The organism is Diaphorobacter caeni, from assembly GCF_015354245.1.
Taxonomy (GTDB): domain Bacteria; phylum Pseudomonadota; class Gammaproteobacteria; order Burkholderiales; family Burkholderiaceae_C; genus Diaphorobacter_A; species Diaphorobacter_A caeni.
This window is the reverse complement of record NZ_JADKYZ010000002.1, coordinates 60,286-76,276: the sequence shown is the minus strand read 5'-3', so window position 1 is coordinate 76,276 and position 15,991 is coordinate 60,286. Positions and strand designations below refer to the sequence as shown.

The following is a 15,991-nucleotide window of genomic DNA, read 5'->3' as shown; positions in this document are numbered from 1 at the left end:
CACCTAAAACAACGTGTAATTGTGAATTTCCAATCGTTAATTTTTCTCGACTGGACGGTTTGGATTGCTGCACCAATCACTCCAGCTGCCAGCATATAGGGCTGTTCTGCCCAATCCGGCAATCTCCATCGCGATCAAATTGGGCAAAGCGCTGACTCCGCTGCCGCACTGATGCACCACTCCCGCCGTGTCATGCCCAAGCAACAGTGCATCGAATTCCTGACGCAGCTGCGCGGCCGGTTTGAATTTGCCGTCAGTTCCGATATTGGTTGTAAATGGTCGATTCAGCGCACCGGGAATATGTCCTGCCACAGGATCCAGCGGCTCCACTTCGCCGCGAAAACGGGCTGGAGCGCGGGCATCGATCACCGTTTGGTCGGGATTGTCGATATTTGCGAATACGTCGTCGGCATTCACCAAACGGGCGAGAGCGGGCTTGAGCTCGAAATTGGATTGAAAGTGTGCAATCGCTTCTCCTGATTCGACGGGTTTTCCCTCAGTCTGCCACGCTGGCAGTCCACCGTCCAGCACGGCGACCGCGTCGTGCCCCGCCCATTTGAGCATCCACCACAGTCGGCCGCAATAATTGGCGTTGTTGCGATCGTATACAACCGCCTGCATGTCATTGGTAAACCCGATTTCGCATAACCACATGGCAAATCGCTCGCGATTGGGCAGCGGATGGCGTCCGCCGGATGCGGGTTTGTCCGCATCATCCGCGACGATGATTTTCCCGTCTGCGCCAGGGCTGCCGTGTTTGGCGCTCAGGTTTCTGTCCAGATCGGCGCGGACGGCACCCGGAATATGCGACTCGAGATATTGGGAGTCTCCCTGAGCGGGGTTGGCGAGATCAAAGCTGCAATCAAACACCATGAACGGCGCGCCGCTGTCAATGAGACTTTGCAACTCGGAAACTTGAATGAGGGTGGTGTATGTTGTCATTTTGGATTCGATGAAATCGTTTGCGGCAGGGTTCCCTCCGTGCACCGGTTGTGCAACAGCGAGATCTTCTGAGTGCATGTTGACGATCTCCACACGGTCTCGCAAGCGCGGCCTTGGGCGCTCTGCTGCGTTGCAAATTCTCGGAATGGCACGACCCATTGCTGCGGTTTGCGCCTTGCAGCCCATCCCGATCCGCATCCTGCACGCCTCGCGATGAGATCGTCAACACGCTCTGATGGCATTTTTACCTGAAATCTTCAGGAATGGCATTCATGCCGGGAGCGTGATTCCCGAATGATGGTGTCGAGGCGCGGCGCTCGCGCGTGGGCTCTGTCGGTCAGATGCGGTGGCCGAATCGGAAAGCAGAACAAGGAGAAGAGGGCGTTGGTGGATGCGTTGCGTCCACAGCCCGGAGGCCACTGGCATGCTGCTCGGGCATGTGTTCGCGCATTCCACGCGGAGGCGGCCGCCAAGCCTCCTTGGAAGGTTGGGGAGGGGTTACCGTTCCTCGCTGGGTGCGTCCGGCGCGGAGCGTGAGCGCAGGATGGTGGCCGCGATGCCGCTCGCGATGATGAGGAACATGCCGAGCCAGCCAAGCATCGGGATCTTGTCGCCGAAGAACACCATGCCCGAGATGGCGCCGAAGATGATGCCCGAATACTGCAGATTGGCCACCACCAGCGTCTCGCGCGAGGTGCGGGCCTGGGCGTAGGCCTTGGTCAGGCAGAGCTGCGCGATGGAGGCGAGCACGCCGATGGGAATGAGCCAGAGCGTGTTCCAGCCGGCCCAGGGCGAGATGCCGGTGGCCAGCATGGCGGCGCCGCCCGCGAGCGCGGAGCCGGCTGCGAAGTAGAACACGGTGCGGGTTTCCGGCTCGCCGATGCGCGAGAGCGCGACCACCTGCATGTAGGCAAAGGCGGCGGCCATGCCCGACATGAGGCCGAGCATGCCGGCGAACGCCTGGTCCTGATTGAAATTGGGACGCAGCATGAGGATCACGCCTGCGAAGCCGACGATGATGGTCGCCACCAATGACCCCTGCAGCGGCGGCTTGGGCGTGGCCGCCGAGGGGCGCCAGGTCCAGAGAGCCGCGCCCACGAGGAACACCGCCACCCAGACGCTGCTCATGTAGTTGAGCGTCATCGCGGTGGCGAGCGGCAGATGGGCGATGGCATAGAACCAGGCACCGAGCGAGGTCACGCCGATCAGGCTGCGCCAGGCGTGCATGCCGGGGTAGCGCGTCTTGAGCGACATGCACTGATGACGCGCGAGAAAGTACATCATGATCATGCCGATCAGCCCGCGATAGAACACCATCTCGGCCGGGCTGAAGTAAGGCGAAGCGGCCTTGATGCACACACCCATGCTGGCAAAGAAAAAGGCTGCCAGGACCATCCAGAGCGCATGCATGATTGATTGACCGATTCCGAAAGACGTCGACGTGGTGGAGAGTGCATCCGCCCGGGCGAATGGATGTGGACGCGGGTGCGTACGTTCGAAGTTTAAGGGGATACGCGGCCAGTCGCCGCGTGTGGGGTCTCGCTGTGGGAAAGGTGCGGCGCATTCGGTGGCGGACGTCGGCGAATGGCTCCAGCCAAGGCCCATTGCATTCTGCAGCGTGATGCAGGCACTGCACCGCCCCGTGAGCATCAGAAAGAACGTCGGCAGTCCCGGTGGATCAGCGCAGCATCTCGGCCGTTGCCTTCAAATCCTTGGCACGCTGCAGATCGAGCGCCGTAGTGCACAGCATTTCGCGGTCCGGCGCGGACTTCTTGCCATTGGCCGCCTGAGCCTGAAATGCGCACTGTGCCTTGCGATACTGTCGATATCGTGCATTGGCCTCCGACAGATGCTGGCGGGCGGACGATTTTGAATGGTGCAGCTCGCTCTGGATGGCGGAGGCCAACTGCTTCTCCGCAGATTCCAATTCCTTGGTGGCGGCTGCTGACTGCTCCTTGATGCACGCACGCATGCTGTCATGGCTGAGCCGCGAGTAGCAATTGCTCTCGGCAGAAGGATCCCGTTGTGCGGCAGCCGCCAGAGGAAGAAGGGTGGCGCAAACCAGCAGAAGCGAGCGAAGCATATGGAGACGAATCGTACAGCGACCCAAAATGCCGCGTTCGCAGGATTGGAATGAAAAGAGGGATAGGCCCACGGCTTCAGGTATTCAGCCAGCGGGCGCAAGCAGCGAAAGCGAATTCTTGATCACCCACCCCAACGCCAAGACAGCCCTTCAGACGCGACGCGAAGCCGCAGACAGTATGTTCATACGGCAAGGCTTCGCAACAAAGTATGAAGGGCGGTATTGGCGCCTCAAACCGACTCACCAATTGAAGCCGAACAGGCTTCGTGGACGAAGTCACCCAGCAAGAGAATCACCCATCTTCGAGCGGTACCACTCGTGGAAGTGCTGCATGCCGTCTTCCATGGGGCTTTGATAGGGGCCGACCTCGTTGTCGCCGCGCTCGAACAACGCACGGCGCCCCGCATCCATGCGCTCGCCGATCTCGTCGTCTTCGATGGCGGTCTCCATGTAGGCGGCCTTCTGCGCGGCCACGAACTCGGGCTCGAACGCGACGATTTCTTCGGGGTAGTAGAACTCCACCACGTTCATCGTCTTGTTCACGCTCACGGGGTGCAGCGTCGAGACCGTCAGCACGTGCGGATACCACTCCACCATGATGTGGGGGTAGTAGGTCAGCCAGATCGCGCCGCGTTCAGGCAGCTTGCCGTCGCGGTAGGAAAGCAGCACGTCGTGCCAAGTCTTGTAGACCTCGGAGCCCGGTTTGCCGAAGGTGGGGGCTACGCCCACCGTCTGCACCGAATACTCCTTGGCGAACTCCCACTTCAGGTCGTCACAGGTCACGAAATTGCCGAGACCGGGGTGGAATGGACCGACGTGGTAGTCCTCCAGATAGACCTCGATGAAGGTCTTCCAGTTGTAGTTGCACTCGTGCATCTCGACATGGCTGAGCACGAAGCCGTCAAAGGACAGCTCCGACAGCGGACCCATGCCGGCCAGATCGGCGCGGATGTCGCGGCCGTTGGCTTCAAACAGCAGGCCGTTCCATTCCTGGAGCTGGTAGTTGTTGAGGTTCAGGCACGGGTCGTGCGAGAAGTGGGGCGCGCCCAGCAGCTCGCCGCTGGGGTTGTAGGTCCAGCGGTGCAGCGGGCAGACGATGTTGCCGCCCGCATGCCCCTTGCCGTGGCCCTGCAGCGAGCCACGCCCCTTGAGCATGACGGCCTGCCGGTGACGGCAGACGTTTGAAATCAGTTCGACCTGTCCCTGGGCATTGCGCACGAGCGCGCGCCCTTCGCCTTCCTGCGGAAGGGCGTAGTAGTCACCCGGGTTGGGTACGGCGAGTTGGTGCCCCACATAGCGGGGACCTTGCTGGAAGATGGTCTCCAGCTCGCGCTTGAAAAGCGCCTCGTCAAAATAAGTGGAAACTGGAAGTTGGCTTGCGGCCTGCTGCAGTTGAAGACTTAAATCAGACATGGATGACCTGACCTAAAGACTCCCCACAGGGAGGATGCGCATACGCGCAGTCTGGAAAAACGAAACCGGCCCAAGGAAAAACCCATAAGCCGGTTCGATGCGGAAATGGGATTATAGGCGGTGGGGTTATTTCCGGAGGCCAAGTAAGTGAATTGCCCCAATTTGGTGCGATTGCCGCGCCTGTGGCGGGCTCCCGGGATTCCTCGGTCTCGCGGATGGAGCGCCTGACCATAACCGAAAAGGTAATTCACCCTAAACATCCATTCCACTCACCGCCAGAGGACGCAGCGCCTAAAATGGCCTGTTTTTCACCCTCGCGTTCAGCGCCCTCCCTACCCATGCCCAAGGCAACAGCGGCCACGGCCGCCAAAGAACCTGTCAGCTACGAAGCCGCGCTGCAGGAGCTCGAGCAGCTCATCGAGCAGATCGAGTCCGGCCAGATGCCGCTCGAGCAGATGCTCTCCGGCTACCAGCGCGGTGCCAGCCTGCTGACGTTCTGCCGCTCGCGCCTTGATGCGGTGCAGGAGCAGATCAAGGTGCTCGACGACGGCAAGCTGCAGTCGTGGACGCAGGAGTGAGCGCGCGAGCCGAAGGCCCCCGGACAACCTGCAAATAAATAAAAGAACGAAGAACGAACGAACCATGGATTCCGCAGTGCAAGCACAAGCAGCAAACTTTGATTTCAAGACCTGGCAACACGCGCAACTCGCGGCGGTGGAGGATTGCCTCTCGCGCTGGGTGAGGGCGGATGCGCCTGCCGGGCTGGGCGAGTCGATGCGTTACGCGGTGCTGGACGGCGGCAAGCGCCTGCGTCCGCTTCTGGTTCTGGCGGCGAGCGAGGCCGTGGGCGGTCTGCGCGACGCGGCCCTGCGCGCGGCCTGCGCGGTCGAGCTGATTCACGCTTATTCGCTGGTGCACGACGACATGCCCTGCATGGACAACGACGTGCTGCGTCGTGGCAAGCCCACCGTGCATGTGCAGTTCGGCGAGGCCGAGGCGCTGCTCGCGGGCGACGCGCTGCAGGCACTCGCATTTGAGTTTTTGACGCCGGACGAGGGCGTGCCCCCTGCGATGCAGGCGACGCTGTGCCGTCTGTTGGCGCGCGCCGCGGGAGCCGAAGGCATGGCGGGCGGTCAGGCCATCGACCTTGCCAGCGTCGGCAAGTCGCTGACGGAAGATCAACTGCGCAGGATGCACCGCCTCAAGACCGGCGCGCTGCTGCAGGCCTGCGTCACCATGGGTGCGGCCTGTGCGGAAACCACGCGCGAGGCGCGCGTCGCGCTTGGCGAGTACGGCGCTGCGGTAGGCCTCGCTTTCCAGGTGGTCGACGATGTGCTTGACGTGATCGCCGATTCGCAGACCCTTGGCAAGACCGCCGGCAAGGATGCCGCGAGCGACAAGCCGACCTACGTGTCGCTGCTGGGCCTTGAGCGCGCGCAGCAGTATGCCGAGGAACTGCGCGAGAAGGCGCACGCGGCGCTCGCGCAATCGGGGCTGACCGATACGCGTGCGCTGGCCGCGCTGGCCGATGCGGTGGTGCGCCGCACGCATTGATCATTCAACGGAATGAACCGAACAACGAGCAGATAACAGGCCGACTCAGCCCGTGCGCAACGCGAAGCTGAGGAAGGCGAGAAGACCCCCACTATGTCCACGAACTCCTACTCCCTGCTGAAGACTGTGAACGACCCGGCCGATCTGCGCCGGTTCTCGCGCGCGGAACTCAAGACGCTGGCCCATGAACTGCGGGCCTTCGTGCTGGAGAGCGTATCGAAGACGGGCGGCCATCTGTCTTCCAACCTCGGCACGGTGGAGCTGACCGTGGCGCTGCACAAGGTGTTCAACACGCCGCAGGACCGCATCATCTGGGACGTGGGCCATCAGTCCTATCCGCACAAGATCCTCACGGGCCGCCGGGACCGCATGACGACGCTGCGTCAGCTTGGTGGGCTGGCCGGTTTTCCGAACCGTGCCGAAAGCGAATACGACACCTTCGGCACCGCGCATTCGAGCACCAGCATTTCGGCTGCGCTTGGCATGGCGCTGGCCGCCAAGCAGAAGGGCGAGAACCGCTTCGGCATCGCGGTGATCGGCGACGGTGCGATGACGGCCGGCATGGCGTTCGAAGCGCTCAACAATGCGGGCGTGGCGGATGCGAATCTGCTCGTGATTCTCAACGACAACGACATGAGCATCAGCCCGCCGGTGGGCGCGCTCAACCGTTATCTCGCGCAGCTCATGAGCGGCCAGTTCTACACCAAGGCGCGCGACGTCGGCAAGCAAGTCCTGAAGCCCGTGCCGCCACTGCTTGAACTTGCCAAGCGCCTTGAGCAGCAGGCCAAGGGCATGGTGGTTCCGGCCACGCTGTTCGAGAAGTTCGGCTTCAATTACATCGGGCCCATCGACGGCCACGATCTCGATTCGCTGATCCCCACGCTTGAGAACATCAAGAGCCTCAAGGGTCCGCAGTTCCTGCACGTGGTCACCAAGAAGGGACAGGGCTACAAGCTCGCCGAGGCCGACCCCGTCGCCTATCACGGCCCCGGCAAGTTCGACCCGGCGGTCGGTCTCGTCAAGCCCGCCACGCCGCCCAAGCAGACCTTCACCCAGGTCTTTGGCCAGTGGCTGTGCGACATGGCAGCCAAGGATGAGCGACTCGTCGGCATCACGCCCGCGATGCGCGAGGGCTCGGGCATGGTGGAGTTCGAGCGCAAGTTTCCCAAGCGCTATTACGACGTCGGCATTGCCGAGCAGCACGCGGTGACCTTTGCAGCGGGCATGGCCTGCGAAGGCGTGAAGCCGGTCGTCGCGATCTACTCGACCTTCCTGCAGCGCGCCTACGACCAGCTGATTCACGACGTGGCGCTGCAGAACCTGCCCGTGGTGTTTGCGCTGGACCGCGCGGGCCTTGTCGGCGCGGACGGAGCGACGCACGCGGGTGCCTACGACATCTCGTTCGTGCGCTGCATTCCCAACATGAGCATGGCCTGCCCGGCGGACGAGCGCGAATGCCGTCAGCTGCTGACCACGGCCTACGAGCAGAACCATCCCGTCGCCGTGCGCTATCCACGTGGCGCGGGCGTGGGCGTTGCGCCGCTCGCGGAGCTCGACGGTCTGCCGTTCGGCAAGGGCGAGGTGCGCCGCAAGGCGAGCGTCGTGGCTGATGCGTCCAAGGGACGCCAACGCATCGCGATCCTCGCGTTCGGCACCTTGCTGTATCCCGCGCTTGAAGCGGCGGAGGCGCTCGACGCCACGGTCGTCAACATGCGCTGGGCCAAGCCGCTGGACACCGAACTGCTGCTCGACATCGCCGCCACGCACGATGCGCTGGTCACGGTGGAGGAGGGCTGCATCATGGGCGGTGCGGGTAGCGCCGTGATGGAGGCGCTCAACGCCGCCGGCGTGCTGCGCCCGGTGCTGCAGCTGGGCTTGCCCGACGTGTTCATCGAGCATGGCGATCCGGTCAAGCTGCTGTCGCTGCAGGGGCTTGATGCCAAGGGCATTCAGGCGTCCATCGAGCAGCGTTTTGGCGCACGTGAAGCGGTGAACACCCCCAAGGTAGCTTGAGGCTCGGGGCGCTTTCGACCCCTCGCCTTCCAGAGCCCGCATCCGGCGATCCGGTTGCGGGCTTTTGCTGTTTGAAAAACGCCAAAACTCAGAATTTGTAGCAACCGAGTACCACACGCAGGGGAAAACCCGCTGCGGACGGGCAATGCAATTCCATAGAATTCCCTCACCCATATCGCGCGCGAATGAGGCGGAATTCATGCGGCTGCCAAGCCGTTTTTCATTGTTGTTCGAGCGCGATGTGACGCATGCAAGTGTCAGCAGGTTGTTGATCATCTTCATTCAACTACATCGTTCGGAGAGAAATTCATGGATCGTCGTTCCGTCATCAAGCAGGCCGGTATCGCCGGCGTGCTCGCAGCAGGCGTTGTCCCCGCAGTTCACGCACAGGCCGCCGTGCGCTGGCGTCTGGCATCGAGCTTTCCCAAGTCTTTGGACACGATCTTCGGCAGCGCCGAGAAGCTTTCCGCAGCCGTCAAGGCGATGTCGGGCGGCAAGTTCGAGATCTCGGTGCACCCTGCCGGCGAGCTGATGCCCGCCTTCGGCGTGGTGGATGCGCTGCAGGCCGACACCATCGACATGGCACAGTCGGCTGCCTACTACTTCACCGGCAAGGATCCGATCTTCGCGTTCAGCTGCGCCGTGCCGTTTGGCCTGACCACGCTGCAGATGGCCGGCTGGAAGGACCATGGCAATGGCCGCAAGCTGCTGGACGCGTTCTTTGAAAAGTACAACTTCCGCACGTTCAGCGCCGGCAACACCACGACCCAGATGGGCGGCTGGTACCGCAAGGAAATCAAGGGTGTGGCCGACCTGAAGGGGCTGAAGATGCGTCTGGGCGGCGGCGTGTTCGGCGAGGCCATGGCCAAGCTGGGCGTGGTCGGCCAGAACATGCCTGCCGGTGACGTGTACCAGGCGCTCGAAAAGGGCACGCTGGACGCCGTGGAATTCGTCGGTCCTTACGACGATGAAAAGCTGGGCTTCAACAAGGTGGCTCCGTTCTACTACTACCCCGGCTGGTGGGAAGGTTCGGCCGATCTGGAGTTCTTCGTCAACCTGAAGAAGTTCAACACGCTGTCGCCCGAGAACAAGGCGATCCTGGAAGCCGCAACCCGTTGGGCTGCCGCCGACATGACGTCCAAGTACCAGACCGTGAACCCCATCGCCATCAAGCGTCTGGTGGCCAACAAGACCCAGCTCAAGCCGTTCCCCAAGGCCGTCATGGATGCGGGCTTCAAGGCGTCGATGGAAGTGTTCGCCGAGCACGAAGCCAAGTCGCCCGAGTTCAAGAAGATCCACCAGGATATGCGTGCCTACCAGCGCGACCAGATCCTGTGGAACCGCTTCTCGGAGTTCCCGTTCAACCAGTACATGAACTCGGTGAAGATCTAAGCCTCCCGGTTTCACCCACAAAAACGCGACGTGTCTTCGGACGCGTCGCGTTTTTTCTTTGTGGGTGGCGGTGATGACGACGGATATGACGATGGGTGAGCGGATTTGGCCGTGCGATGGATGGAGATGTCGCCTCCTTGCGATGCACCTCGCCATCGAGCGATGGCTCCACAAATCGAACCTGCGTGCAGGAAGCATAGGGAATGGCCACATCCGGCAGGAGGCCAGCACTCACCATGGATGAAAAAAAGCCAGTCGGTATAAACCGACTGGCTTGGTTGTAGATGAAGGGAGATGTACGCGGCTTATTTGGCGGCGCTGGCCCCTGCGGCGTCCTGCAACGCCTTCATCGGATCATCGGATCCGTAGCCGCCATCGGCGGCGGGAGCTGCGTCGGGAGCTGCATCGGTGGCAGCAGGTTCGGATGCGGGTGCATCGGGGCTGACGGATGGGGCGGCGCCTTCGCCGTAGCCCGAACCGCCATAGCCTGTCTCGTCAGAGGACGACGGGCTTCGAGGTTCGTCCGCACCATAGCCGCTGTCCTGGTTGAGCTGGTTGAGCATCTCGGTGCCCACCGCATCCATGTTGACCTCAACCTTCTTGTCGAGCGCGCCCGTCACGATGCCGGGGAACGCGATCAGCACGCCGACCATGATCAGCTGGATCAGCACGAACGGCACGGCGCCCTTGTAGATCTGCATCGTCGTCACGGGCTGGATCACCTTGTGGGTGATGCGGTCAACGTAAGGCTTGTCCGGTGCGACCGAGCGCAGGAAGAACAGCGCGAAACCGAACGGCGGGTGCATGAACGAGGTCTGCATGTTCACGGCCAGCAGCACGCCGAACCAGATCAGGTCGATGCCCATCTTTTCCGCGACCGGGCCGAGCAGCGGCACGACGATGAACGAGAGTTCGAAGTAGTCCAGGAAGAAGGCCAGGAAGAAGATCATGATGTTCACCACGATCAGGAAACCGACCTGTCCGCCGGGCAGGCCGGTGAGCAGATGCTCGACCCACTTGGGACCATCGGCTGCCTGGAACACCAGACTGAAGGTGGTCGCGCCGATCATGATGAACATGACGAAGCTGGCGAGCTTGGTGGTCGATGCGAGCGCCTGCTTGAGCAGTGCCATGTTCAGGCGCTTGCGAGCAAAGCCCATGACCAGCGCGGCCATGGCGCCCATCGCGCCGCCTTCGGTCGGTGTGGCGATGCCGAGGAAAATCGTGCCCAGCACCAGGAAGATCAGCAGCAGCGGCGGAATCAGCACGAAGGTCACGCGCTCGGCGAGGCGGGACAGCAGACCGAGCTTGAAGAGCTTGTTCAGGCTCGCGATCACGAAGGCGATGAAGGTACCGCCGCACATCGCGGTGACGACCTTTTCATCCGTGGGCACATCCAGCACTTCCACGCCCTGCCACCACGTGTGCACGTCGGCCATGTGGCTGGCCAGGAAAATAGCCACGGCGGTGGACACGCCCATCACGACGGCCAGCGAGGTGTAGCCGGAGCTGCCGTTGTCCTCGCGATAGATGCGCGCCTCGGGCGGCAGTGCAGGCACGGTATGCGGCTTGAAGATGGCGAGCAGCGCCACCCACACGACGTACAGGCCCATCAGCATGAAGCCGGGGATGAACGCGCCCTTGTACATTTCGCCGACGCTCTTGCCGAGCTGGTCGGCCATCAGGATCAGCACCAGCGACGGCGGGATGATCTGTGCGAGCGTGCCGGATGCGGCAATGACGCCGCTGGCCAGTGGCCGGTCATAGCCGTAGCGCAGCATGATGGGCAGCGAGATCAGGCCCATCGAGATCACCGAGGCGGCGACCACGCCGGTCGTTGCCGCCAGCAGTGCGCCCACGAAGATCACGGCGAGCGCGAGACCGCCGCGCATCGGGCCGAACACCTGACCGATGGTGTCAAGCAGATCCTCGGCCATGCCGCTTCGCTCCATGATCAGGCCCATGAGCGTGAAGAACGGCACCGCGAGCAGCGTGTCGTTGGCCATGATGCCGATGAGGCGCTGGGGCAGCCAGGCCATCACGGAGGATGGGAAGACGCCGAGTTCGATGCCGAGAAAACCAAAGGCGAGACCGGCGGCGCCGAGGCTGAATGCCACGGGGAAGCCCAGCAGCAGAAACACGATCAGCCCCGCGAACATGATCGGGGCGTAGTTGGTGGTGATGAATTCCATTGTGTGTGGCTCCTGCGCGATCAGTGCTTGGCAGGAGCGGCCATGGCAGCGGCGGCTTCAGCTTCTTTGCGTTCAGCTTCGGCACGCAGTGCCTCGGCCAGTTCTTCTTCGGCGCTCTTGTCGCTGAGCTTGCCCATCGGGTCGGGGCCATCGCCGGTAAGGAAGGCGATGCGCTTGATGAGTTCGGAGATGCCCTGGAGCAGCAGCAGCGTGATGCCCACGGGAATGGCGGCCCATACCGGCCAGCGGATCAGGCCGCCGGGGTTGCCCGACATTTCACCGGAGTGGTACATCTGCATGACCACGGGCATCGAGAGCCACAGAATGGTCACGCACAGCGGCGTGAGAAAGAAGGCGAAGCCGATGATGTCGATCCAGACCTGAGTCTTCTTGGACAGGCGGCTGTTGACCACGTCGATGCGCACGTGCTCGCGATGCAGCAAAGTGAAGCCGGCGGCGATCAGGAATGACCAGGCGAAGAGATACCACTGCACTTCAAGAAAGCCATTCGAGCTGAAGTCGAATACCTTTCGCACGATGGCGTTGGCGGCGCTCACGAAAGTGGCTAGAAAAATCAACCAGATTGAGTATTTGCCGATAAAGGCGTTGAGCCGATCGATGGCTCTTGAGAGTGCTAATAAAGCCTGCATTTGGTCTCCGGGAAAGGCCTAGGCGCCAGACACGGCCAACCCTCTTCGATCAGAAGTCAGGGACCCGCATGGCACAGAACGCGCAATTGTAGAGAACAGTCTATGCGTTGGAGTACCGAAACAAGACAGTGCATTCCCTAGAAAAACCACCGCCGGGACAACACCTGACACAGGGCTTACACCGCGTGCCTGCGATGTCCGGAAATTCAGTCGAGCAGCAGCACCGCCTTGATGTTGGCATGTACCGGATCGCCCACGGAAAGCCCGAGTTGAGCGCACGAGCGACGAGTGATCCGTGCGAGCAGCACGACTCCCGAGGCATCCATGCTCACCAGGACCTGCCCGGCGCTTTCGTCGGTGATGGAGGTGATGCGCGCGGGCAGCGAGTTGAGCAGGCTGCTGTCCTGTAGAGGCGAGCGCGAGAGGCTGACCTCGCGCGCCATGATGCGGATGCGAAGGTGGTCACCGATCGCATGCACGCGCGCGGTGGGCAGATGGAGCGGTCCGGCGGGGCTGTGCAGCGTGAGCAGTTGGTCGTCTGCGTCGTAGCCGATGACGCTTGCCTGCACCAGCGCGCTGGCCGTGTCGCCGTGGGCGAGCGGCAGGTCGAGGCGCGACATGATTTCATCGGTGGGGCCGCTGGCGAGCACCCGTCCGCCCTCCATCAGCACGAGATGCGTGGCGAGCCGCGCGACCTCGTCGGGGGAGTGGCTCACGTAGACGACGGGGATGTCGAGGCTCTGATGCAATCGGTCCAGGTAGGGCAGGACCTCGCTCTTGCGCTGCGCGTCGAGCGCGGCGAGCGGCTCGTCCATCAGCAGCACCTGCGGGCTGGCCGCAAGCGCGCGTGCGATCGCCACGCGTTGGCGCTCGCCCCCGGAAAGCGTATCTGGGCGTCGCTCCATGAGCCGTGCGATGCCGAGCAGTTCGACCGCCTGTTCGAGCGCCACGCGCTGCTCCGATGCGGGCGTGCGGCGCATTCCGTATGCGATGTTTCCACGCACGTCGAGATGCGGGAACAGACTCGCCTCCTGGAACACATAGCCAAGCCGGCGCTGGTGCGTGGGCCGCCAGATGCGCCGGTCATCGTCCTGCCAGACCTCGCCGTTGACGAGCATCTGGCCCTGCGCGCGCTCAAGCCCCGCCATCGCGCGCAGGCAACTGGTCTTGCCGCAGCCCGATGGCCCGAACAGCGCGCTCACGCCATGGCCGGGCAGTTGCAGATCGACCTGCAGTTCAAAGCTGGCGCGTGCGAGTCGAAAGCGGGCCTGCAGGCCTTGCGCGGTGGATTCCATGTTGCCGAGGTTCATTCCGTAGTTCATGTGCGGGACTGCGGACGCTGCAGCAGATGGATGGACAGCAGCACGAGGAACGAGAACACCAGCATGCCGGCCGCGAGCCAGTGCGCCTGGGTGTACTCCAGCGCTTCCACATGGTCGTAGATCTGCACGGAGACCACGCGCGTCTGGCCGGGGATGTTGCCGCCGAGCATGAGCACCACGCCGAACTCACCCACGGTGTGCGCGAAGGTCATCACGGCGGCGGTCAGAAAGCCATTGCGCGCCATGGGAAACGCGACGCTGAAGAAGCGGTCCAGAGGCGCCGCGCCAAGTGTCGCCGCCACCTCCATCGGCCGCCTGCCGAGCGCCTCGAACGCGCGCTGCAGCGGCTGGACCGCGAATGGCAGCGAGTACACCAGCGAGCCGATCAGCAGACCGTTGAACGTGAACGGAAGCAGCTTGAGTCCCATCGACTGCATGAGCTGGCCGACGGGACCCTGCGGGCCCATGAGCACCAGCAGGTAGAAGCCGATCACCGTGGGCGGCAGCACCAGCGGCAGCGCGACCACCGCCGAGATCGGCGCGCGCCAGCGTGACCGGGTGTGCGCAAGCCACCACGCAAGCGGTGTGCACAGGACGAGCAGCAGCAGGGTGGTGAGTCCGGCCAGCCGCAGCGTGAGCAGAACGGCTTGCCAGTTTTCGGCGGTGAAGTGCATGGAATTCTGACGGGGTCGAGGTGCGCCGGATTTGCAGCGCAGTATCCATCATCCCGTCATCGTGAAAGACGAAGTTTCAGAAGCCGTAGCCGAAGGTTTTGATCACGGCACGCGCCTCGTCGCTCTTGAGGTACTTGAGCAGCGCCTTGGCGCTGTCGTTGTCCGCGCCCTTGTTCAGCAGGATCGCATCCTGACGGATGGCCTCGTGCATGGTTTCAGGGACGATCCAGTACGAGCCCTTGCCGACCTTGCCGTCCTGCATCACCTGCGACAGCGCGACGAAGCCCAGCGGCGCGTTGCCGGTGGCGACAAACTGGAAGGTCTGGCCGATGTTCTCGCCCGTCACGATGCGTGGCTTGACGCTGTCGGTGAGCTTGAGCTTGTCCAGCGTCTCCATGGCCGCGGCACCGTAGGGCGCGAGCTTGGGGTTGGCTATCGAGATGTGGGCGAAGTCGCTGGTGAGCACCTTGCCTTCGTTGTCCACATAGTTGGCCTGCGGGCTCCAGAGCACCAGCTTGCCGACGGCGTAGGTGTAGCGCGTGTCCTTGACGGCCTTGCCTTCCTTCTCGAGCTTTTCGGGCGTGGTGTCATCGGCTGCGAGCAGTACGTCGAATGGCGCGCCGTTGACGATCTGCGCGTAGAACTTGCCGGTCGCGCCGGAGGAGATCACGACCTTGTCGCCGGTTGCCTTTTCGAACATCGCGGCGAGCTTCTGCATCGGCGCGGTGAAGTTCGCGGCGACGGCCACCGCCACTTCGCCCGCATGTGCGGCGGGCAGCAGCGCGAACGCCAGCGCGGCCTGCGAGATCATCTTGAGGGAGAAGCCGATGCGGCTGCGCTGTGCGTTCATGCGAGTGGTCCTTGATTCGTTATTCCGTGATTGAATAACGCTGAGTATATGCAATCCGCAAACACGCGGCATCATTCGGGCCATGCAACGAAAACAAAGCGAACCTTCTTTTGTGCAGGCCCTGGGTCATGTGCAGTCGGACCGGCGTCTCGACATCCTGCGCCAGATCGGCGAGCTGGGCTCCATCTCCAAGGCCGCGCGCGCCGTGGGCGTGAGCTACAAGGCCGCGTGGCAGGCCGTGGACACGCTCACCAATCTCTCTGGCGTGGCGCTCGTTGAGCGCGTGGTGGGCGGCCGCGGCGGCGGCGGTGCCCAACTGACCGATGCCGGCAGACAGCTGTTGGTGGCCGCGCAGACGCTCAAGAGCGCACGCACGCAGGCCGTCGAGCAGGTGCAAGCGCACACCGACGTGCATGCGCAGACCGCCGCGCGATTGGCGGTGCGCACCAGCATGCGCAACCAGTGGCCTTGCGTGGTCACCGGCATGGACGTGCAGGGCCAGATCGTGCTGGTCAGTCTGCAGGCAGCGGCCAGCGAGGACTTTCGCGTGCGCGCCCGCATCACCCGCGAGAGTGCGGAATTGCTGGGGCTCGACAAGGGTATTTCCGTGCAAGCGCTGTGTAAGGCAACCGCCGTATTTGCCGCTGCGGCGGGTTCGGAAAAGCGTGAAGGAGAGAACTGCTGGAGCGGCTCCGTCACGCGGATTTCTCGCGGAGCGCTGGGCGATGAAATCTCCGCCACGCTAGGCGGGGGCTTGCAGATCGTCGGTTTCTCGGCGCCGGGCGCGGGCCTGAAATCACGCATGCGCGTGGTCTTGCGCGTGGACGAGTCAGCGGTCGTTCTTGCGTTGAGTTGAAGGGCTTTGGCGCAATCCAGATGCAAAAAAGTCGCTGATCGCACCTGTTT

14 protein-coding genes are annotated in these 15,991 nt (G+C 62.9%); 5 read left to right on the top strand and 9 right to left on the bottom strand.

All coding sequences use genetic code 11. The features are described 5' to 3' along the window. Positions 1 to 36: 36 nt before the first annotated feature. The 4 genes from ISG32_RS04190 to ISG32_RS04175 form a co-directional block, all read right to left on the bottom strand. A complete protein-coding gene (locus ISG32_RS04190) occupies positions 37 to 942 on the bottom strand; it encodes a sulfurtransferase (protein ID WP_194770415.1) in 906 nt (301 codons plus the stop codon). A 498-nt stretch (positions 943 to 1,440) separates the two neighbouring features. Then, positions 1,441 to 2,352, bottom strand: a complete 912-nt coding sequence (locus tag ISG32_RS04185) for a DMT family transporter (protein ID WP_194769796.1) — start codon at positions 2,350 to 2,352, stop codon at positions 1,441 to 1,443. A gap of 268 nt (positions 2,353 to 2,620) precedes the next feature. After that, positions 2,621 to 3,025, bottom strand: coding sequence for a lysozyme inhibitor LprI family protein (locus ISG32_RS04180; RefSeq protein ID WP_194769795.1), 405 nt, complete (start codon positions 3,023 to 3,025; stop codon positions 2,621 to 2,623). A 276-nt stretch (positions 3,026 to 3,301) separates the two neighbouring features. Beyond that, a complete protein-coding gene (locus tag ISG32_RS04175; RefSeq protein WP_194769794.1) occupies positions 3,302 to 4,438 on the bottom strand; it encodes an aromatic ring-hydroxylating oxygenase subunit alpha in 1,137 nt (378 codons plus the stop codon). 338 nt (positions 4,439 to 4,776) lie between these two features. Between ISG32_RS04175 and xseB the strand changes: the two genes are divergently transcribed. From xseB to ISG32_RS04155, 4 genes are all read left to right on the top strand, one after another. Continuing rightward, complete coding sequence (xseB, locus tag ISG32_RS04170; protein ID WP_194769793.1) at positions 4,777 to 5,016, top strand: exodeoxyribonuclease VII small subunit; 240 nt, start codon at positions 4,777 to 4,779, stop codon at positions 5,014 to 5,016. Positions 5,017 to 5,080: 64 nt separating this feature from the next. Next, positions 5,081 to 5,992 carry a polyprenyl synthetase family protein gene (locus ISG32_RS04165; protein WP_194769792.1) on the top strand — a complete coding sequence of 304 codons (912 nt, stop codon included), beginning with the start codon at positions 5,081 to 5,083 and terminating at the stop codon, positions 5,990 to 5,992. A gap of 93 nt (positions 5,993 to 6,085) precedes the next feature. Further along, positions 6,086 to 8,005, top strand: coding sequence for a 1-deoxy-D-xylulose-5-phosphate synthase (gene dxs, locus ISG32_RS04160; RefSeq protein ID WP_194769791.1), 1,920 nt, complete (start codon positions 6,086 to 6,088; stop codon positions 8,003 to 8,005). A 309-nt stretch (positions 8,006 to 8,314) separates the two neighbouring features. After that, positions 8,315 to 9,397 (top strand): TRAP transporter substrate-binding protein, encoded by a 1,083-nt coding sequence (locus ISG32_RS04155; RefSeq protein WP_194769790.1) that lies wholly within the window; start codon positions 8,315 to 8,317, stop codon positions 9,395 to 9,397. A gap of 305 nt (positions 9,398 to 9,702) precedes the next feature. Here the strand turns inward: ISG32_RS04155 and ISG32_RS04150 are convergent, their stop codons facing one another. The 5 genes from ISG32_RS04150 to modA form a co-directional block, all read right to left on the bottom strand. Further along, complete coding sequence (locus ISG32_RS04150; protein ID WP_194769789.1) at positions 9,703 to 11,589, bottom strand: TRAP transporter large permease; 1,887 nt, start codon at positions 11,587 to 11,589, stop codon at positions 9,703 to 9,705. 20 nt (positions 11,590 to 11,609) lie between these two features. Further along, entirely contained in the window at positions 11,610 to 12,239 is a 630-nt protein-coding gene (locus ISG32_RS04145) for a TRAP transporter small permease subunit (protein WP_194769788.1), read from the bottom strand. A gap of 206 nt (positions 12,240 to 12,445) precedes the next feature. Next, positions 12,446 to 13,561, bottom strand: coding sequence for a molybdenum ABC transporter ATP-binding protein (modC, locus tag ISG32_RS04140; protein WP_407645027.1), 1,116 nt, complete (start codon positions 13,559 to 13,561; stop codon positions 12,446 to 12,448). Next, positions 13,558 to 14,235: a molybdate ABC transporter permease subunit gene (modB, locus tag ISG32_RS04135; protein WP_194769787.1), complete on the bottom strand. Its 678-nt coding sequence runs from the start codon at positions 14,233 to 14,235 to the stop codon at positions 13,558 to 13,560. Before modB ends, modC begins: the two co-directional genes overlap by 4 nt. 76 nt (positions 14,236 to 14,311) lie before the next feature. Next, positions 14,312 to 15,085: a molybdate ABC transporter substrate-binding protein gene (gene modA, locus ISG32_RS04130; RefSeq protein ID WP_407645026.1), complete on the bottom strand. Its 774-nt coding sequence runs from the start codon at positions 15,083 to 15,085 to the stop codon at positions 14,312 to 14,314. 82 nt (positions 15,086 to 15,167) lie between these two features. On the opposite strand from modA, the gene ISG32_RS04125 reads away from it, so the two are divergent. Next, entirely contained in the window at positions 15,168 to 15,941 is a 774-nt protein-coding gene (locus ISG32_RS04125; RefSeq protein ID WP_194769786.1) for a LysR family transcriptional regulator, read from the top strand. The last annotated feature ends 50 nt before the right edge of the window (positions 15,942 to 15,991 follow it).